Here is a 17,366-nt window from a genome sequence, read left to right on the forward strand (position 1 = left end):
AAAAAAATGCCCGCATCGATTGATGCGGGCATTTTTTAAGAGCAGATCAAAAGGTCGCAGCCTTCGGCAGCTCCTACGTGACCGGCGTCACCGATCACTGATCATCAAAATACCGCTCATGCCAATCCACCAGCGGTTGTGGCGAATTCAGCTTCTGGCCGTAGATCACCGAGTACGACAGCACGTTCTGCACGTACTGACGGGTTTCGTCGAACGGGATGCTTTCCACCCAGACATCGAAGCTCAGGTGATCGGCACCGCGCAGCCACTGGCGCACGCGGCCGGGGCCGGCGTTGTAGGCGGCGGAGGCGAGGACGCGGTTGCCGTTGAACTGGCTGTGGACCTGGCTCAGGTACGCGGCGCCGAGCTGGATGTTCTTGTCCGGGTCGAGCACTTGCTGCGGCGAGGCCAGGGGAATGCTGAACTTGCGCGCGGTTTCCTTGGCGGTACCGGGCATCAGTTGCATCAGGCCGCTGGCGCCGACGCCGGAACGGGCGTCGTCCATGAAGGCACTTTCCTGGCGGGTGATGGCGAACACCCAGCTCGAATGCAAGCCACGCACCTTGGCTTCGCGCACCAGGGTTTCGCGGTGGGCCATCGGGAAGCGGATGTCCAGGTCGTCCCAATACTGTGCCTGGCTGATGGTGCGGATCGCTGGGAAATACCATTTCAGGTCGTAGGCCAGTTTCGCCTGGGCGACCATCTCGTCACGGTTGAAATGACGGCTGACGTGATACCACTCGCGCCGACCGTCGACGATCTGCCCGCGGGCGTGGAATTCCAGGGCGCGACGTACGCCGGGGGTGTTGCGTACTTTGTTGATGATCGCCTGGCTGAGTACCAACGGCTTGTTGAGCAGCGAATAGGGCAGTTGCGAACGGTCGGCGGCGAGGAAGCCGTAGAAATCACGCTCGCGGGCGAGGCCTTTGTAAAGCGTCTGCGCTTCCGGGTTCTGCGGCTGCGCCAATTCCAGGCTGCGGGCCTGCCAGTAGCGCCAGCGGTTGGTGGTAGCCAGGTCCTGCGGCAGACGGCGGGTCAACTGATAGGCGTCGTCCCAGCGGGCCAGGCGCAGCAACAGGCGCAGGCGCCATTCGGACACGGTGTTGTCGCGCAGTTCCGGGTCGTACTTGGTCATCACGTCCAGTGCGCGCGGATCGAAACGTCGGGCGAGGGTCAGACCGATTTCCCGGGCAATGGCGACTTTCTCATCACGAGAGAAGTGCATGCTGTTGGCGTAACCGTCGAGCAGGTCCATGGCCTTGTCCGGGTCCTGCTTGGCCAGGCGGCGCAGGCCGAGGCTGACGATGTCGGACATCGGCTCATCGGCTGGAGCAAACCGCGACGGCTGATTGAGCAGCTCGGGTTTCTGCGCCACATCCACCAGCAAACGACCGCGCGGGGCGAGGGTGGTCAGACCGCTCACCAGGCTGTTGGCCAGCGGGTAGTTGCGCGCCTGGGCCGCCAGTTTGGTGCGTTCCCAGCGTTTCTGTTCGGTCAGTTGACCTTCGGCGGCCCAGATCCCGAACAGGCCATCACAGGCCGCGGGTTGCGATTTGCCGGTCAGCCAGAGTTTTTCAGCGTTGGCGTAACCGACAGCTTTCTGGTTATGCCCGATCTGATACTGCGCGTTCAGGCAGTCCAGTTCGGTGAAATTGAGCTTGGGGTCGTAGTACTTGACGAAGGTCGCCCAGTCGCCGCGATCGGCCAGCCAGCGCAACCAACGCAATTTCATCCAGTTGGCCTGGGGCAGGTCACCGTGTTCGGCGAGGAATTTCTCGATTTCGACGTTGCTCGCAGTTTTAAGGCGCGCGGTCAGTTCGTCGTAGGCGAGGTACGGCTCCAGCGGGTAATCGCTGAGGGCCTGGCTGTAACGGAAATAAGGCCCGGAATCGCCTTTGGCCAAGGCACGCTTGGCTTCATCGTAATACTGGCGTTGGGTAGACAGGTCTACCGCCTGGACTGATTGAGCGGCAGTGGCAGAAAGAAGCAAACACGATAAAAGACTGAAAAGGCGACTGCGCATGAGACATCCGGGCAGAAAAATCATGACAAGTGCTGACAGCATCAGCACTGAATAATCTGTAGCTTAGCCTTTTGCCAGCAACGGGCGAAAGCTTTGCCGGCCTGTCGGTGCAAGATCGCAACATTTGTTATGCAGAGTGCTACACAGTTGAAATTGCCGGCCTTCTGAAGCCTCAAGTCAGGTAGAATGCGCGCCCGGTTTTTGGAGAAGCTCATGACCCTGCTCAAATTCAGCGATGTGTCCCTTGCTTTCGGCTCTACGCCGTTGTTGGACAAGGTGTCCTGGCAGATCGCCCGTGGTGAGCGGGTGTGCATCATCGGCCGCAATGGCACTGGCAAGTCCAGCATGATGAAGCTCGTCAAGGGCGACCAGAAGCCCGATGACGGCTCCGTTTGGCGCGCACCCGGCCTCAAGATTGGCGAATTGCCGCAAGAATTGCCGGTAGCCGACGAGCGGACCGTGTTCGACGTTGTCGCTGAAGGCCTGGACGGTGTGGGCGAGCTGCTTGCGCAGTATCACCACCTGAGCCAGAACATCGTCACCGACGCTGACCTGGACAAGCTGATGCACGTCCAGCACGACCTCGAAGCCCGCGACGGCTGGCGTTTGCAGCAATTGGTAGACAGCACCTTGAGCCGTCTGCAATTGCCTGCCGACAAGACCCTCGCCGAATTGTCCGGCGGCTGGCGTCGCCGCGTCCTGCTGGCCCAGGCCCTGGTTTCCGAACCGGACCTGCTGCTGCTCGACGAACCGACCAACCACCTGGACATCGGTGCGATCGCCTGGCTTGAAGAAGCGCTGAAGGATTTCCAGGGCGCCGTGCTGTTCATCACGCACGACCGTTCTTTCCTGCAAAACCTTGCCACCCGCATCCTCGAACTGGATCGCGGCGGCCTGATCGACTGGAACGGCGACTACGCCAGTTTCCTCGTGCACAAAGAAGCCTCGCTGGCTGCTGAAGACACCGCCAACGCGCTGTTCGACAAAAAACTGGCCCAGGAAGAAGTCTGGATCCGCCAGGGCATCAAGGCGCGCCGCACCCGTAACGAAGGCCGCGTCCGTGCCCTCAAAGCCCTGCGTAATGAACGCAGCGAGCGTCGTGAGCGTACTGGCAAAGCCAACATTCAGCTGGATACCGCCGACAAGTCCGGCAAGCAGGTGATGGTCCTCGAGAACGTGAGCTTTGCTCACCCGGGCGGCCCGTTCCTGATCAAGGACTTCTCGATGGTCCTGCAGCGCGGCGACCGTATCGGTCTGCTGGGCGCCAACGGTACCGGCAAGACCACCTTGCTGAAACTGATGCTCAACGGCCTGCAGCCAACCAGCGGCACAGTGGAAGAGGGGACGCGTATCGACGTGGCCTACTTCGATCAGTTGCGCCATCAGTTGGACCTGGAAAAGACCGTGATCGACAACGTGGCCGAAGGTCGCGACTTCATCGATATCGATGGTCAGAGCCGTCACGTGTTGAGCTACCTCGGCGACTTCCTGTTCAGCCCGCAGCGTGCTCGCACGCCGGTCAAGGCGCTGTCCGGTGGTGAGCGTGCCCGTCTGTTGCTGGCCAAGCTGTTCAGCAAACCGGCAAACCTGCTGGTGCTCGACGAACCGACCAACGACCTCGACGTGGAAACACTCGAACTGCTGGAAGAGGTCTTGCTGACCTTCAACGGCACCGTGCTGATGGTCAGCCACGACCGGGCATTCCTCGACAACGTAGTGACTAGCACCCTGGTCTTCGAAGGTGAAGGCAAGGTTCGCGAATACGTTGGTGGTTACCAGGACTGGCTGCGTCAGGGCGGCTCGCCGCGCCTGTTGGGCGTGACCGAGAGCAAGTCCGGCAAGGCCGACCTGACCTCCGCTGTGGTGACGGCCGAAGCGGCGCCGGTCGCTGCGGTCGAAGCGCCAGCGGCGAAGAAGAAGCTCAGCTACAAATTGCAGCGTGAGCTGGAAATGTTGCCGGGTCAGATCGAAGCGATGGAGCAGCAGATTGCGGCGGTGGAAGCGCAGATGGCGGACGCCGGTTTCTACCTGCGTCCTGCTGCCGAGAGCGCGGCGGTGATTGCTCAGCTTGAGCAATTGCAGGCTGAACTCGAAGTGATGGTCGAGCGCTGGGCCGAGCTGGATGCCTGATTGATCCTGCTGCAATAAAAAAAGCCCGACCTCGGTTACTCGAGTGTCGGGCTTTTCGTAGGAGCTGCCGAAGGCTGCGATCTTTTGATCTTCAAGAAAGCCAAGATCAAAAGATCGCAGCCTTCGGCAGCTCCTACAGGGGCGGCGAGGTTCAGCTTTTGATCAGGCGCACCGCAAGCACATCACAAGGCGCACCGTGCAGCACGTCGTTGGCGGTGGAGCCCAGTAGCAGCGCCAGGCCATGCCGGCCATGGCTGCCGACCACGATCAGGTCGCAGGTCTGTTCCTTGGCCAGGTGGTGAATCTCCTGTCGCGGCTGACCGTAAGTCAGGTGGCTGTATTCCTTGGAGAGTTCCGGGTACTTCACAATCAGCCGGTCAAGGCGCTCCTTGGCCTGATCGAACTGTTGCTGCTGCAACTGGGACAGGTCCATCGGCACGTCGCCGCCAAAGGCCATGGCCATCGGTTCGACAATGTGCACCAGGGACAGCTTCGCACCGTTGCTCACCGACAGTTCGCGGGCGCGGTGGATAACAGGATCGCACTCTTCGGTTAGATCTACAGCGACCAGAATATGGTTGTAGGGCATGAGGTGCTCCTCCTGAGGATTGCAATATTGGTAAGTATGGCTGGTTTCAAGCGCATTGGTTCCAAAGTGACCCAAAGCGCTCATCAAGAATCGGGAGTAGAGATATGACGGTCTGGATAGTGGTGTCAATCCTGCTGGTGGTACTGAGTCCGCTGGCATGGTTGCGACCGTCCCGCCACCAGAGCGGCCGTATGGCCTTGCGCATGGAGGCGCGGCGCATCGGGTTGGCCATGCAGCTGGCGCCTCAGGAGTGGCCGCATTGGCTGAGCCAGGAGCCGCCGAGCCCATGTGCCCAGTACCATCGACCGCGTCGAGGTAATCAGCCAGCGTGCTGGAGCTATTGGCAAAAAGCGCCGGGTGTATGGGTCAATCAGTGGCAGGAGATCTGTGAGGATCGGGCGTTGCTGATTCATTTCGAAAAGTTGCCAGATAACGTCTACAAGATCGAAGCGGACAAGCAGATGATCACGCTGTACTGGGGCGAGAAGGGCGAGGCGACGGTTTTGCAGGATATCGATGCGGTGCTGAAAGCGCTGGCATGACTCAAGGAAGTTTCGCGCTGCAATGGCGCGAAACGCCTGACAGACAGGCAATAAAAAGCCCGACATCATCATCGGGCTGGAGTTGGCCAGGCAGGCCGGAAATTCTTTGTGGCGCTGATCTTACGCCGGGCATTCGCCAAAAGCGTTTAAATTTTTTCTTCAATGTCCCGCCAGCGTAGCTGCTTAAACGCAGGTTGCCGTGAATTAGGGCGACTTTTCTAACTATTGATTCTATGAATGGCCTCACATGCATCCGCGTGTTGTAAACCTTCGTGTTACGGAAATGACTGGAAAGTCGCGTTTCAACCAGCATTTTGGGCGATTGACAATTGTCGGAAATTCCGTGAAGGTGGCGTACCCAAATCAAACGGGCGTATGAATTGAGCGTTTGTATTGCAGAACGCTCCTACAGAATCCCGACTATCGCGTTGGCGGGTGTGCCGGGTGGATTGGCGTTAGCATCGACGAAAAGCGTCCTGCCGAGCCATTCGCCTGCGTCCGACGTGTACTGTTCAGCTTCCATATCGTGGAGATCAGTTGATGATTTACGAAGGTAAAGCCATCACGGTTAAGGCTCTTGAAAGTGGCATCGTCGAACTGAAGTTCGATCTCAAGGGTGAGTCCGTCAACAAGTTCAACCGTCTAACCCTGAACGAACTGCGTCAGGCCGTAGACACCATCAAGGCAGATGCTTCGATCAAGGGTGTGATCGTCAGCAGTGGCAAGGACGTGTTCATCGTCGGCGCCGACATCACCGAATTTGTCGAGAACTTCAAGCTGCCAGATGCAGAGCTTGTCGCTGGCAACCTCGAAGCCAACAAGATTTTCAGCGATTTCGAAGACCTCAACGTCCCGACTGTCGCCGCGATCAACGGTATCGCCCTGGGCGGCGGTCTGGAAATGTGCCTGGCGGCGGACTACCGCGTCATGTCCACCAAGGCCAAGATCGGTTTGCCAGAAGTCAAACTGGGCATCTACCCAGGCTTCGGCGGCACCGTGCGCTTGCCGCGCATCATCGGTGCCGACAACGCCATCGAGTGGATTGCCGCCGGCAAGGAAAACCGTCCTGAAGACGCGCTGAAAGTTGGCGCCGTCGATGCAGTGGTTGCCCCTGAGAAACTGCAGGAAGCGGCTCTGGAGCTGATCAAACGCGCCATCTCCGGCGAGTTCGACTACAAGGCCAAGCGTCAGCCGAAGCTCGAAAAGCTGAAGTTGAATGCCATTGAACAAATGATGGCTTTCGAAACCGCCAAAGGTTTCGTGGCCGGTCAGGCTGGCCCGAACTACCCGGCGCCGGTTGAAGCGATCAAGACCATCCAGAAAGCGGCGAACTTCGGTCGCGACAAGGCACTGGAAGTCGAAGCCAACGGTTTCGTCAAACTGGCCAAGACCTCTGCTGCGCAGAGCTTGATCGGTCTGTTCCTGAACGATCAGGAACTGAAGAAAAAGGCCAAGGCCTACGACGAAATCGCCAAGGACGTGAAGCAGGCCGCTGTATTGGGCGCCGGCATCATGGGTGGCGGTATCGCTTATCAGTCGGCTTCCAAAGGTACGCCGATCCTGATGAAGGACATCAACGAGCACGGCATCGAGCAAGGTCTGGCTGAAGCCGCCAAACTGCTGGTCGGCCGCGTTGATAAAGGTCGCATGACCCCGGCGAAAATGGCTGAAGTGCTCAACGGCATTCGTCCGACCCTGTCCTACGGTGATTTTGGTCACGTTGATCTGGTTGTCGAAGCCGTCGTCGAAAACCCTAAGGTCAAGCAAGCCGTACTGGCCGAAGTTGAAGACAAGGTCAAAGAGGACACCATCCTCGCGTCCAACACCTCGACCATTTCCATTACCTTGTTGGCCAAGGCCCTCAAGCGCCCGGAAAACTTCGTCGGCATGCACTTCTTCAACCCGGTGCACATGATGCCGCTGGTTGAAGTGATTCGTGGCGAGAAGTCCAGCGAGCTGGCTGTTGCCACCACCGTTGCCTATGCCAAGAAAATGGGCAAGAACCCGATCGTCGTCAACGACTGCCCGGGCTTCCTGGTCAACCGTGTCCTGTTCCCGTACTTCGGCGGTTTCGCCAAGCTGGTCAGCGCCGGTGTGGACTTCGTCCGTATCGACAAGGTCATGGAAAAATTCGGCTGGCCTATGGGCCCGGCATACCTGATGGACGTGGTCGGCATCGACACCGGTCACCACGGTCGTGACGTGATGGCTGAAGGCTTCCCGGACCGCATGAAAGACGATCGCCGTACGGCCATCGACGTGCTCTACGAAGCCAAGCGCCTGGGCCAGAAGAACGGCAAGGGTTTCTACGCTTACGAGACCGACAAGAAGGGCAAGCAGAAGAAAGTCGCCGATCCGTCGGTGCTGGAAGTGCTCAAGCCGATCGTTTATGAGCAGCGCGAAGTCACTGACGAAGACATCATCAACTGGATGATGATCCCGCTGTGTCTGGAAACCGTGCGTTGCCTGGAAGACGGCATTGTCGAAACCGCCGCCGAAGCCGACATGGGTCTGGTCTACGGTATTGGTTTCCCTCCATTCCGTGGCGGCGCGCTGCGCTACATCGATTCGCTCGGTGTTGCAGAGTTCGTTGCCCTGGCTGACCAGTACGCTGATTTGGGCGCGCTGTACCACCCGACCGCGAAGCTGCGTGAAATGGCCAAGACTGGCCAACGGTTCTTCGGTTAAGCGTCCCAACTTTTGAGCGAGAGTGAAATTTTATGAGCTTGAATCCAAGAGACGTCGTGATTGTCGACTTCGGTCGTACTCCGATGGGCCGCTCCAAGGGCGGCATGCACCGCAACACCCGCGCCGAAGACATGTCGGCGCACCTGATCAGCAAACTGCTGGAACGCAACGTCAAGGTTGACCCGAACGAAGTCGAAGACGTGATCTGGGGCTGCGTAAACCAGACCCTGGAGCAGGGCTGGAACATCGCCCGCATGGCGTCGCTGATGACTCAGATCCCACACACCGCTGCCGGCCAGACCGTCAGCCGCCTGTGTGGCTCGTCGATGAGCGCCCTGCACACCGCGGCGCAAGCGATCATGACCGGCAACGGTGACGTGTTCGTCGTTGGCGGCGTCGAGCATATGGGTCACGTGAGCATGATGCACGGTGTCGATCCGAACCCGCACATGTCCCTGTACGCGGCGAAAGCCTCGGGCATGATGGGCCTGACCGCTGAAATGCTGGGCAAAATGCACGGCATCACTCGCGAGCAACAGGACGCTTTCGGCGTGCGCTCCCACCAGCTCGCCCACAAGGCGACTCTGGAAGGCAAGTTCAAAGACGAAATAATCCCGATGCAGGGCTACGACGAGAACGGTTTCCTGAAACTGTTCGACTACGACGAAACCATTCGTCCGGAAACTACCCTGGAAAGCCTGGCGGCGTTGAAGCCAGCGTTTAACCCGAAGGGCGGCACCGTGACAGCCGGTACTTCGTCGCAGATCACCGATGGTGCTTCGTGCATGATCGTGATGTCGGCGCAGCGGGCCCAGGACCTGGGCATCCAGCCTTTGGCGGTGATTCGCTCGATGGCGGTGGCAGGTGTGGATCCGGCAATCATGGGCTATGGTCCAGTTCCGGCTACTCAGAAAGCACTGAAGCGTGCGGGCCTGGGGATCAACGATATCGACTTCTTCGAGCTCAACGAAGCTTTCGCCGCACAGGCCCTGCCAGTGCTGAAAGATTTGAAAGTGCTCGACAAGATGAACGAGAAGGTTAACCTGCACGGCGGCGCAATCGCCTTGGGTCACCCGTTCGGTTGCTCCGGTGCTCGTATCTCCGGCACTTTGCTGAACGTGATGAAGCAAAATGGCGGCACCTTCGGGGTAGCCACCATGTGCATTGGTCTCGGCCAAGGCATCTCCACCGTCTTCGAACGCGTTTAAGCGTCTCGTTGATGGAAGCCGGGGCCACGTGCCCCGGTTTTTGTTTTTCTGAATTTATTTTTGTTTTTATTTTGAAAAGATTTGAGTGAGGGCCAAACCATGCCGATACAACCTGGGCTCTACCAACATTACAAAGGTCCGCAGTACCGCGTATTCAGCATTGCGCGGCATTCCGAAACCGAAGAAGAAGTGGTCTTCTACCAAGCCCTGTATGGCGATTACGGCTTTTGGGTGCGTCCCTTGAACATGTTCCTGGAGTCGGTCGAGGTTGACGGCGAACAGGTCCCACGCTTTGCTTTGGTGCAAGCCGAACCGAGCCTTTTTTCCAAGCCATAAGCTGAGTGCGCGCTGAACCCTGCGCTTGACCTCACCTTGTAGCCACTATATATAGCGGTGCCGCGTCAGGCGCCAACCGCCTTTCACTTCTAGAATTCAGGAATTTTCTGATCCATGGGCAAATCGCTGGTCATTGTGGAATCCCCGGCTAAGGCCAAGACCATCAACAAGTATCTGGGTAACCAATACGTGGTGAAGTCGAGTATCGGCCATATCCGAGACCTGCCCACCAGCGGTTCGGCTAGCGCCAGCAAAGAGCCAGCCGCCAAGCGCGGCAAGGCCGCCGCGGGTGAAGGTCCGGTGCTCACGCCGAAAGAGAAGGCGCGCAAACAGCTCGTCTCGCGCATGGGTGTCGATCCCGATCATGGCTGGAAAGCCAAGTACGAGATCCTTCCGGGCAAAGAGAAAGTCATCGAAGAGCTGCGCCGGCTCGCCAAAGATGCTGACACCATCTATCTCGCAACCGACTTGGATCGCGAGGGGGAAGCCATTGCCTGGCACCTGCGCGAAGCCATCGGTGGTGACGACAGCCGCTACAAGCGCGTGGTGTTCAACGAAATCACCAAGAAAGCGATTCAGGAAGCTTTCTCCAAACCGGGCGAGCTGGACATCGACCGTGTCAACGCCCAGCAGGCGCGTCGTTTCCTCGACCGCGTGGTGGGTTACATGGTTTCGCCGCTGCTGTGGGCCAAGGTCGCTCGCGGCTTGTCCGCCGGTCGCGTGCAGTCAGTTGCAGTAAAACTGGTCGTTGAGCGTGAGCGTGAAATCCGCGCGTTCAATCCGGAAGAGTACTGGGAAGTCCACGCTGATCTCGGCACCGCCAAGGGCGCAACCGTGCGCTTTGACGTGGCCCGCGAGAAAGGCGAGGCCTTCAAGCCGCTCAACGAAACCCAGGCCATGGCCGCACTGGAGAAGCTAAAGTCTTCCAGCTACAGCATCGTCAAGCGTGAAGACAAACCGACCAGCAGCAAGCCGTCGGCACCGTTCATCACCTCCACCCTGCAGCAGGCCGCGAGCAACCGCCTGGGCTTTGGGGTGAAGAAAACCATGATGATGGCCCAGCGTTTGTACGAAGCGGGCTACATCACGTATATGCGTACCGACTCCACCAACCTCTCGGTTGATGCAGTGGAGATGGCGCGTACTTATATTGAAGGCGAGTTCGGCAAGAAGTACCTGCCGGAGAACCCGAACGTCTACAGCAGCAAGGAAGGCGCACAAGAGGCTCACGAAGCGATTCGTCCCTCCGACGCCAATACTGAGCCAAGCAAGCTGTCGGGCATGGAGCGTGATGCTGAGCGGCTCTACGAGCTGATCTGGCGCCAGTTCCTCGCTTGCCAGATGCTGCCTGCGCAGTACCTGTCGACCACAGTGACCGTCGGTGCCGGTGATTTCGAGCTGCGCGCCAAGGGCCGCATCCTGAAGTTCGACGGTTACACCCGCGTCATGCCGCAAATCGCCAAGCCTGGCGATGATGACGTGCTGCCGGACATGGCCCAGGGCGACGCGATGAAGCTGATCAAGCTTGATCCGACCCAGCACTTCACCAAGCCGCCGGCGCGTTACTCCGAAGCGAGCCTGGTAAAAGAAATGGAAAAACGCGGCATCGGTCGTCCTTCGACCTACGCGGCAATCATTTCGACCATCCAGGACCGCGGCTACGTGGCGCTGCACAACCGTCGTTTCTACTCGGAAAAGATGGGCGACATCGTTACCGAGCGTTTGGCCGAGAGCTTCTCCAATCTCATGGACTATGGCTTCACTGCCGGCATGGAAGAGAACCTCGATGACGTGGCCCAGGGCGAACGCGACTGGAAAAACGTGCTCGACGAGTTCTACGGTGACTTCAAGAAGAAACTCGAAGTAGCCGAAAGCGCTGAAGGCGGCATGCGCGCCAACCAGCCGGTAATGACCGATATTCCGTGCGTGGTGTGCGGTCGTCCGATGCAGATTCGTACCGCATCGACAGGCGTGTTCCTCGGCTGCTCGGGCTACAGCCTGCCGCCGAAAGAACGCTGCAAAGCCACAGTCAACCTGGTGCCGGGCGATGAAATCGCCGCTGACGACGAGGGTGAATCGGAATCCCTGGTGCTGCGCGGCAAGCATCGCTGCCCGATCTGCAGCACGGCAATGGACGCTTACCTGCTGGATGAGAAGCGCAAGCTGCACATCTGCGGTAACAACCCGGATTGCGACGGCTACGAAATCGAAGAGGGCAGCTATCGCATCAAAGGCTATGAAGGTCCGAGCCTGGAATGCGATAAGTGCGGCAGCGAGATGCAACTCAAGACCGGCCGTTTCGGCAAGTTCTTTGGGTGCACCAATGCTACGTGCAAGAACACCCGAAAACTGCTGAAAAGCGGTGATGCTGCACCGCCGAAGATGGACCCGGTGAAGATGCCTGAGCTGAAATGCGAAAAGGTCAACGACACCTACATCCTGCGCGACGGTGCATCCGGCCTGTTCCTTGCGGCGAGCCAGTTCCCGAAAAACCGCGAGACCCGTGCTCCGCTGGTGATCGAGATCGTGCCGCACAAGGATGAGATCGATCCGAAGTATCACTTCCTCTGCGAAGCGCCGAAGAAAGATCCTGACGGTCGTCCAGCTGTGATTCGCTACAGCCGCAAGACCAAGGAGCAATACGTGCAGACCGAAGTCGAAGGCAAGCCTACCGGCTGGAAAGCTTTCTACGACGGCGGCAAGTGGACGGTTGAAGACAAGCGTACCCCTGCAAAGGCTTAAAAAGTCCTTGTACTGAAAAGGCCGCATGACAATCCTCGGATTTTCATGCGGCCTTTTTGTTTTGGGCTTGCGGTCAGATCGGCTGATCCACGACACTGTCGGGTCTGTGTGACGCAATTATTTCGCTGTGGAGGCTGCCGTCATGGCCCACGAACTCTATACCCGTACCAACCAGAAGATTTATTTCGCCGGCCTGTCGCTCGAAGCACTCGCCAGGGCCGAAGAGGGGCGGGCGATGAATTCCCTGGCACTGATTCAGGCCGGGCGCGAATCGGCGCTGTTTCACCTGTACGGTGCGTTGCTGGGGCTGTGCCATGAAATCGCCGGTTTCTATCGCTTGCCGCAGGCCAATGCGCCGCGAGCAGAGATGTTGCTGACCCGCGAGGTGCTTGAAGCCATCGCCATTCCGGAAATGGCCGAGCTAGTGGAGTTGGCAGGTAATTCGGATACCTGGCTGGCCAAACTACTGGCCGCTCACGCAGCCCTGTTTCAGCCGCCACGGGTGCCGCACAAGCCAAAGGGCGACGTGACGCAGCCATTGATCATGGCGGTAAATCTGGATGAAGAGGACGCACCTCAAGAGTTGAGCCGCGAAGAGCTGGAGAGCTGGCGTCAGAACCTCAAAGGGTTGGCGATTCGCTTTCGTGAAGGGTTGAACGAGTGCTAAGGGATTGATCGATTTTGACGGATGATCTGTTGGGTTGTCCGTTCAGAGTTAAGTACTAACAGATATTTCTTCGCGATGACTTCTGGTCAAGATCCCGAGCGAAGCTTGGCCGATGCCTATATAATCCCCGCCTTTCGTGGAGAACAGACCTTTATGCCAACGTCCTTTCTAGAAATTGTCGAGTTACCAGACGGCCGAATCGAACTGCGCAGGGCTGAGGACGAGGGTTCTCTGGTTACTTTGGATTTCTCCGAGGATGCCAAAGCGTTCCTTCAAGGCAATCACGTGGAAGTCGCCAAGGCGATGTTGAGCGTCGGTGTGCAAATGGCCGGACGCCTTGTTGAAGGCGAATTCAATAAAGATGAAGAGCCGCGGATCCTGCATTGATCCCGTCCGTCGGTTTCTGCTGATTCCGCTACAGATCGGCTTCTCTATCCCTGGAGAAGCCAGGCCCTGTTCAGGGCGTGAATTGTTTGTCAGTTATCCCAGTCGAATATTCAGACTTTGAGCATCCCCGGTGCGGGCGGCGCTGATCAACTGTTGCCGTGAAGCAGCATTCAGCGGGTTGAGCCAGCTGACGACCGTGTGACTGCGGCCCAATCGCAAAGCTTCGCAGGTCAGCTGTTGAGCGCTCTGGGTGCCACGGGGCTGCAGCAGCAGGATGCGTTCACGGTTCAGGCCAGCGTCTCGCAGCCATGTCTGGGTCAGGCTGGCGGGCGGGGCGATCAGGGTCAGCCAGCGTGCATCCTGGTCCTGGCTCAATTCCCGGAGAATAGGCGCCAGAAGGTTCAGGCAGCTCCCTGCTGCACCACGCAGTGACAGCTCGCTGAAGACTTCGGGCTCGGCGCTCCAGGGCGACTCGACCACGTCTTTCAGGATCGGCGCCAGCGGTTGCGCCATGAACGCCTCGAACAACGGCAGTTGGGCTTGCTGTGGTGTATGTGGGAACTGCATAAAGCCTCCTTTAGCGGCGAATCACGCCGACACTCAAGCCTTCGATCACCAGTTCCTGATCTTTCAGGTTGACTTCAATTGGGGCGAACTCAGGGTTTTCGGCAATCAGCCAAACCTTGCTGCCATCGCGCTTGAAGCGCTTGACGGTGACTTCATCGCCGATCCGCGCCACCACGATCTGGCCATTGCGGGCTTCGCGGGTGGTGTGGACGGCCAGCAGGTCGCCGTCGAAAATGCCCACATCCTTCATGCTCATGCCATGAACCCGCAGCAAATAGTCGGCACGTGGATGGAAGAAGGTCGGGTTGATGTTGCAGGACTCTTCGATGTGTTGCTGGGCGAGGATCGGGGCACCGGCAGCCACGCGACCGATAATCGGCAGGGTGGATTCGTCGGCCTTGGCTTCGAAACCGGGAATACGGATGCCGCGGGAGGCGCCAGGCGTCATCTCGATCGCGCCCTTGCGAGCCAATGCCTTGAGATGTTCTTCCGCCGCATTGGGCGACTTGAACCCCAGTTCCTGAGCGATTTCCGCACGGGTCGGCGGGTAGCCGTTGTCATCGAGGCAACGTTTGATGAAGGCCAGAATCTCTGCTTGGCGTGGCGTCAGCTTTAGCATATTGATCGCTCTGTCTTTTTATACAGTGACTGGGATTATATACAGTGAAAGCTTCTTGGCAATGCCCCTTTTTTAGCGCGCCGCTGGACGGTCAGTCAGCGCACTGATTAACGACGCCGAGTTGTATGGTTAAATAGCTGACCGACCATTCCCAAAACGAACCGGCAGGCTTGACAATGCACAGGCTGAAACGTATGTTTCAAACAAGTGTTTGTCAGGCGGAGTAGCCATGGCCCAGTCGGAAACCGTTGAACGCATTCTCGATGCTGCCGAGCAGTTGTTCGCGGAAAAAGGTTTCGCCGAAACCTCGTTGCGTCTGATCACCAGCAAGGCCGGAGTCAATCTGGCGGCGGTGAATTATCATTTCGGCTCCAAGAAGGCGCTGATCCAGGCCGTCTTCTCGCGTTTCCTCGGGCCGTTCTGCATTAGTCTCGATAAAGAGCTGGAGCGGCGTCAGGCCAAGCCGGAAAACAAGCCAACGCTTGAAGAGCTGCTGGAAATCCTCGTCGAGCAAGCCTTGGTGGTACAGCCCCGCAGTGGTAATGATCTCTCTATCTTCATGCGTTTGCTGGGCCTGGCCTTCAGCCAGAGCCAGGGGCACTTGCGTCGATATCTGGAAGACATGTACGGCAAGGTTTTCCGTCGTTACATGATGCTGGTCAACGAAGCCGCGCCACGTATTCCGCCGATTGAACTGTTCTGGCGCGTGCATTTCATGCTCGGCGCTGCGGCGTTCAGCATGTCGGGGATCAAGGCCTTGCGTGCGATTGCCGAGACCGATTTCGGCGTCAACACTTCCATCGAGCAGGTGATGCGCCTGATGGTGCCGTTCCTCGCTGCCGGCATGCGTGCCGAAACCGGCGTCACCGACACGGCCATGGCCACCGCGCAGTTGCGTCCGCGTAGCAAGTCGGCCCCGGTTGCCGCCAAGGTTTAACCGCACACGGGTGGGCGCGGCAGCTGACATCCGCTAAGCTAGCCGCCCATGCCGACTCTCGTTCTGAACCCGCTTCCCATTGATATCGCCGACCTGCCGGGCATAGCCCAAGGCGGCGAATGCGTGCGGGCCGGGTTTATCGTTTTCAAGGAATCTCTATGACTGCTGGCCTGCAAGGCTCGTTGATGGTGGACGTCGCCGGTACCTGGCTGACGGCCGAAGATCGCCAATTGTTGCGTCAGCCCGAAGTGGGCGGCCTGATCATTTTCGCCCGCAACATCGAGCACCCGCGCCAGGTGCGCGAGCTGAGCGCCGCGATCCGCGCTACTCGTCCAGATCTGCTGCTGGCGGTGGACCAGGAGGGCGGTCGGGTTCAACGCCTGCGTCAGGGTTTCGTGCGACTGCCGGCGATGCGCGCCATCGCCGATAATCCGAATGCCGAATACCTGGCCGAACAGTGCGGCTGGATCATGGCGACCGAAGTCCTCGCCGTCGGCCTCGACCTGAGCTTCGCCCCGGTGCTGGACCTGGATTACCAGCGCAGCGCTGTGGTCGGTACCCGCTCGTTCGAAGGCGACCCCGAGCGAGCCGCCTTGCTTGCTGGTGCATTCATTCGCGGCATGAACAGCGCGGGTATGGCAGCCACCGGTAAACACTTCCCGGGTCACGGTTGGGCCGAGGCGGATTCCCACGTCGCCATTCCCAACGATGAGCGTAGCCTCGACCAGATCCGCGCCAAAGACCTGGTGCCGTTCGCCCGCCTGAGCAAGCAACTGGCCGCCGTCATGCCGGCCCACGTTATTTATCCACAGGTCGACTCCCAACCGGCCGGCTTCTCCCGGCGCTGGTTGCAGGACATCCTGCGTGGCGAGTTGCAATTCGACGGCGTGATCTTCAGTGACGACCTGTCCATGGCCGGTGCCCATGTGGTTGGCGATGCCGCCAGTCGCATCGAAGCCGCGCTGACTGCCGGTTGCGATATGGGCCTGGTGTGCAACGATCGCGCTGCTGCTGAATTGGCCCTGTCCGCCGCCCAGCGCATGAAGGTCACGCCGTCGCCGCGTATCGCGCGGATGCGCGGGCAGTCGTTCGCCGGCACCGAATACCGTCAAGACCCGCGCTGGCTCTCCGCTGTCGGCGCGCTCAAAGAAGCTCAACTGATTGAATAAGGACTTAACGTTATGACGGTTTACGCGATTATCGGTGGCACCGGCCTGACTCAACTCGAAGGCCTGAACATTCGTCAGTCACTGGCGGTGGACACGCCTTATGGCCCGCCTTCGGCAGAAATTCAGATCGGCGCGTACGGAGGCAAGGAGGTGCTGTTCCTCGCACGCCACGGCCATCCTCATCGCTTGCCGCCGCATCAAGTGAACTACCGCGCCAACCTCTGGGCGCTGAAGCAGGCCGGGGCCGAAGCGATTCTCGCGGTCAACGCCGTGGGTGGGATTCATGCCGCGATGGGCACCGGACATTTCTGCGTGCCTCATCAACTGATCGACTACACCAGCGGCCGCGAACACACCTATTTCGCCGGTGACCTGGAACAGGTCACCCACATCGATTTCAGCTATCCCTACAGCGAGCCGCTGCGTCAGCAGTTGATCGCCGCATTGGCGGCCGAAGGTGTTAGCTACAGCAGTCACGGCGTGTATGCCTGCACTCAGGGGCCACGGCTGGAAACCGTTGCGGAAATCGCCCGGCTTGAACGTGACGGCTGCGACATCGTCGGCATGACCGGCATGCCGGAAGCGGCACTGGCCCGTGAGCTGGAACTGGATTACGCCTGCCTGGCGCTGGTGGTGAACCCGGCGGCGGGCAAGTCCACGGCGGTGATTACCATGGCCGAGATCGAACAGGCATTGCATGACGGGATGGGCAAAGTGAAGTCTACGTTGGCGCGAGTGTTAAGAGGCTGAGTTGTATGTCAC

The 17,366-nt window shown here is 58.9% G+C and carries 15 protein-coding genes; 11 read left to right on the top strand and 4 right to left on the bottom strand.

Annotated elements, in window-relative coordinates; translation table 11 throughout:
• Positions 1-94: 94 nt before the first annotated feature.
• A complete protein-coding gene (locus tag ACA071_RS09730; protein ID WP_497644120.1) occupies positions 95-2,023 on the bottom strand; it encodes a transglycosylase SLT domain-containing protein in 1,929 nt (642 codons plus the stop codon).
• Positions 2,024-2,236: 213 nt separating this feature from the next.
• Here ACA071_RS09730 and ACA071_RS09735 point away from each other — a divergent pair, with 213 nt between their 5' ends.
• Entirely contained in the window at positions 2,237-4,153 is a 1,917-nt protein-coding gene (locus ACA071_RS09735) for an ATP-binding cassette domain-containing protein (RefSeq protein ID WP_497644121.1), read from the top strand.
• Between the two features lie 151 nt (positions 4,154-4,304).
• Here the strand turns inward: ACA071_RS09735 and ACA071_RS09740 are convergent, their stop codons facing one another.
• The gene (locus tag ACA071_RS09740; RefSeq protein WP_008151425.1) at positions 4,305-4,742 is read right to left on the bottom strand and encodes a universal stress protein; all 438 of its coding nucleotides are present in this window, start codon (positions 4,740-4,742) and stop codon (positions 4,305-4,307) included.
• A gap of 104 nt (positions 4,743-4,846) precedes the next feature.
• Here ACA071_RS09740 and ACA071_RS09745 point away from each other — a divergent pair, with 104 nt between their 5' ends.
• The 7 genes from ACA071_RS09745 (at position 4,847) to ACA071_RS09775 (ending at position 13,312) form a co-directional block, all read left to right on the top strand.
• Complete coding sequence (locus ACA071_RS09745; RefSeq protein ID WP_497644122.1) at positions 4,847-5,284, top strand: hypothetical protein; 438 nt, start codon at positions 4,847-4,849, stop codon at positions 5,282-5,284.
• Positions 5,285-5,824: 540 nt separating this feature from the next.
• Positions 5,825-7,972 carry a fatty acid oxidation complex subunit alpha FadB gene (fadB, locus tag ACA071_RS09750; RefSeq protein ID WP_497644123.1) on the top strand — a complete coding sequence of 716 codons (2,148 nt, stop codon included), beginning with the start codon at positions 5,825-5,827 and terminating at the stop codon, positions 7,970-7,972.
• A 32-nt stretch (positions 7,973-8,004) separates the two neighbouring features.
• Positions 8,005-9,180 carry an acetyl-CoA C-acyltransferase FadA gene (fadA, locus tag ACA071_RS09755; RefSeq protein ID WP_010456360.1) on the top strand — a complete coding sequence of 392 codons (1,176 nt, stop codon included), beginning with the start codon at positions 8,005-8,007 and terminating at the stop codon, positions 9,178-9,180.
• A 99-nt stretch (positions 9,181-9,279) separates the two neighbouring features.
• Positions 9,280-9,516 (top strand): DUF1653 domain-containing protein, encoded by a 237-nt coding sequence (locus tag ACA071_RS09760; RefSeq protein ID WP_090182094.1) that lies wholly within the window; start codon positions 9,280-9,282, stop codon positions 9,514-9,516.
• A gap of 114 nt (positions 9,517-9,630) precedes the next feature.
• Positions 9,631-12,258: a type I DNA topoisomerase gene (topA, locus tag ACA071_RS09765; RefSeq protein ID WP_497644124.1), complete on the top strand. Its 2,628-nt coding sequence runs from the start codon at positions 9,631-9,633 to the stop codon at positions 12,256-12,258.
• Between the two features lie 142 nt (positions 12,259-12,400).
• Positions 12,401-12,925: a DUF6586 family protein gene (locus tag ACA071_RS09770; protein ID WP_497644125.1), complete on the top strand. Its 525-nt coding sequence runs from the start codon at positions 12,401-12,403 to the stop codon at positions 12,923-12,925.
• A 153-nt stretch (positions 12,926-13,078) separates the two neighbouring features.
• A complete protein-coding gene (locus ACA071_RS09775) occupies positions 13,079-13,312 on the top strand; it encodes a hypothetical protein (protein ID WP_123403749.1) in 234 nt (77 codons plus the stop codon).
• Positions 13,313-13,405: 93 nt separating this feature from the next.
• Here ACA071_RS09775 and sulA read toward each other — a convergent pair whose 3' ends face one another.
• Positions 13,406-13,879, bottom strand: coding sequence for an SOS-induced cell division inhibitor SulA (gene sulA, locus ACA071_RS09780; protein ID WP_497644126.1), 474 nt, complete (start codon positions 13,877-13,879; stop codon positions 13,406-13,408).
• Positions 13,880-13,889: 10 nt separating this feature from the next.
• The gene (gene lexA, locus ACA071_RS09785; protein ID WP_092270751.1) at positions 13,890-14,498 is read right to left on the bottom strand and encodes a transcriptional repressor LexA; all 609 of its coding nucleotides are present in this window, start codon (positions 14,496-14,498) and stop codon (positions 13,890-13,892) included.
• A gap of 229 nt (positions 14,499-14,727) precedes the next feature.
• Here lexA and ACA071_RS09790 point away from each other — a divergent pair, with 229 nt between their 5' ends.
• The 3 genes from ACA071_RS09790 (at position 14,728) to ACA071_RS09800 (ending at position 17,354) form a co-directional block, all read left to right on the top strand.
• Positions 14,728-15,435: a TetR/AcrR family transcriptional regulator gene (locus ACA071_RS09790; RefSeq protein WP_123512258.1), complete on the top strand. Its 708-nt coding sequence runs from the start codon at positions 14,728-14,730 to the stop codon at positions 15,433-15,435.
• Between the two features lie 158 nt (positions 15,436-15,593).
• Positions 15,594-16,604, top strand: a complete 1,011-nt coding sequence (gene nagZ / locus ACA071_RS09795; protein WP_497644127.1) for a beta-N-acetylhexosaminidase — start codon at positions 15,594-15,596, stop codon at positions 16,602-16,604.
• 12 nt (positions 16,605-16,616) lie between these two features.
• Positions 16,617-17,354, top strand: coding sequence for an S-methyl-5'-thioinosine phosphorylase (locus ACA071_RS09800; protein ID WP_497644128.1), 738 nt, complete (start codon positions 16,617-16,619; stop codon positions 17,352-17,354).
• The last annotated feature ends 12 nt before the right edge of the window (positions 17,355-17,366 follow it).

It is taken from the genome of Pseudomonas sp. LBUM1646 (assembly GCF_059716165.1).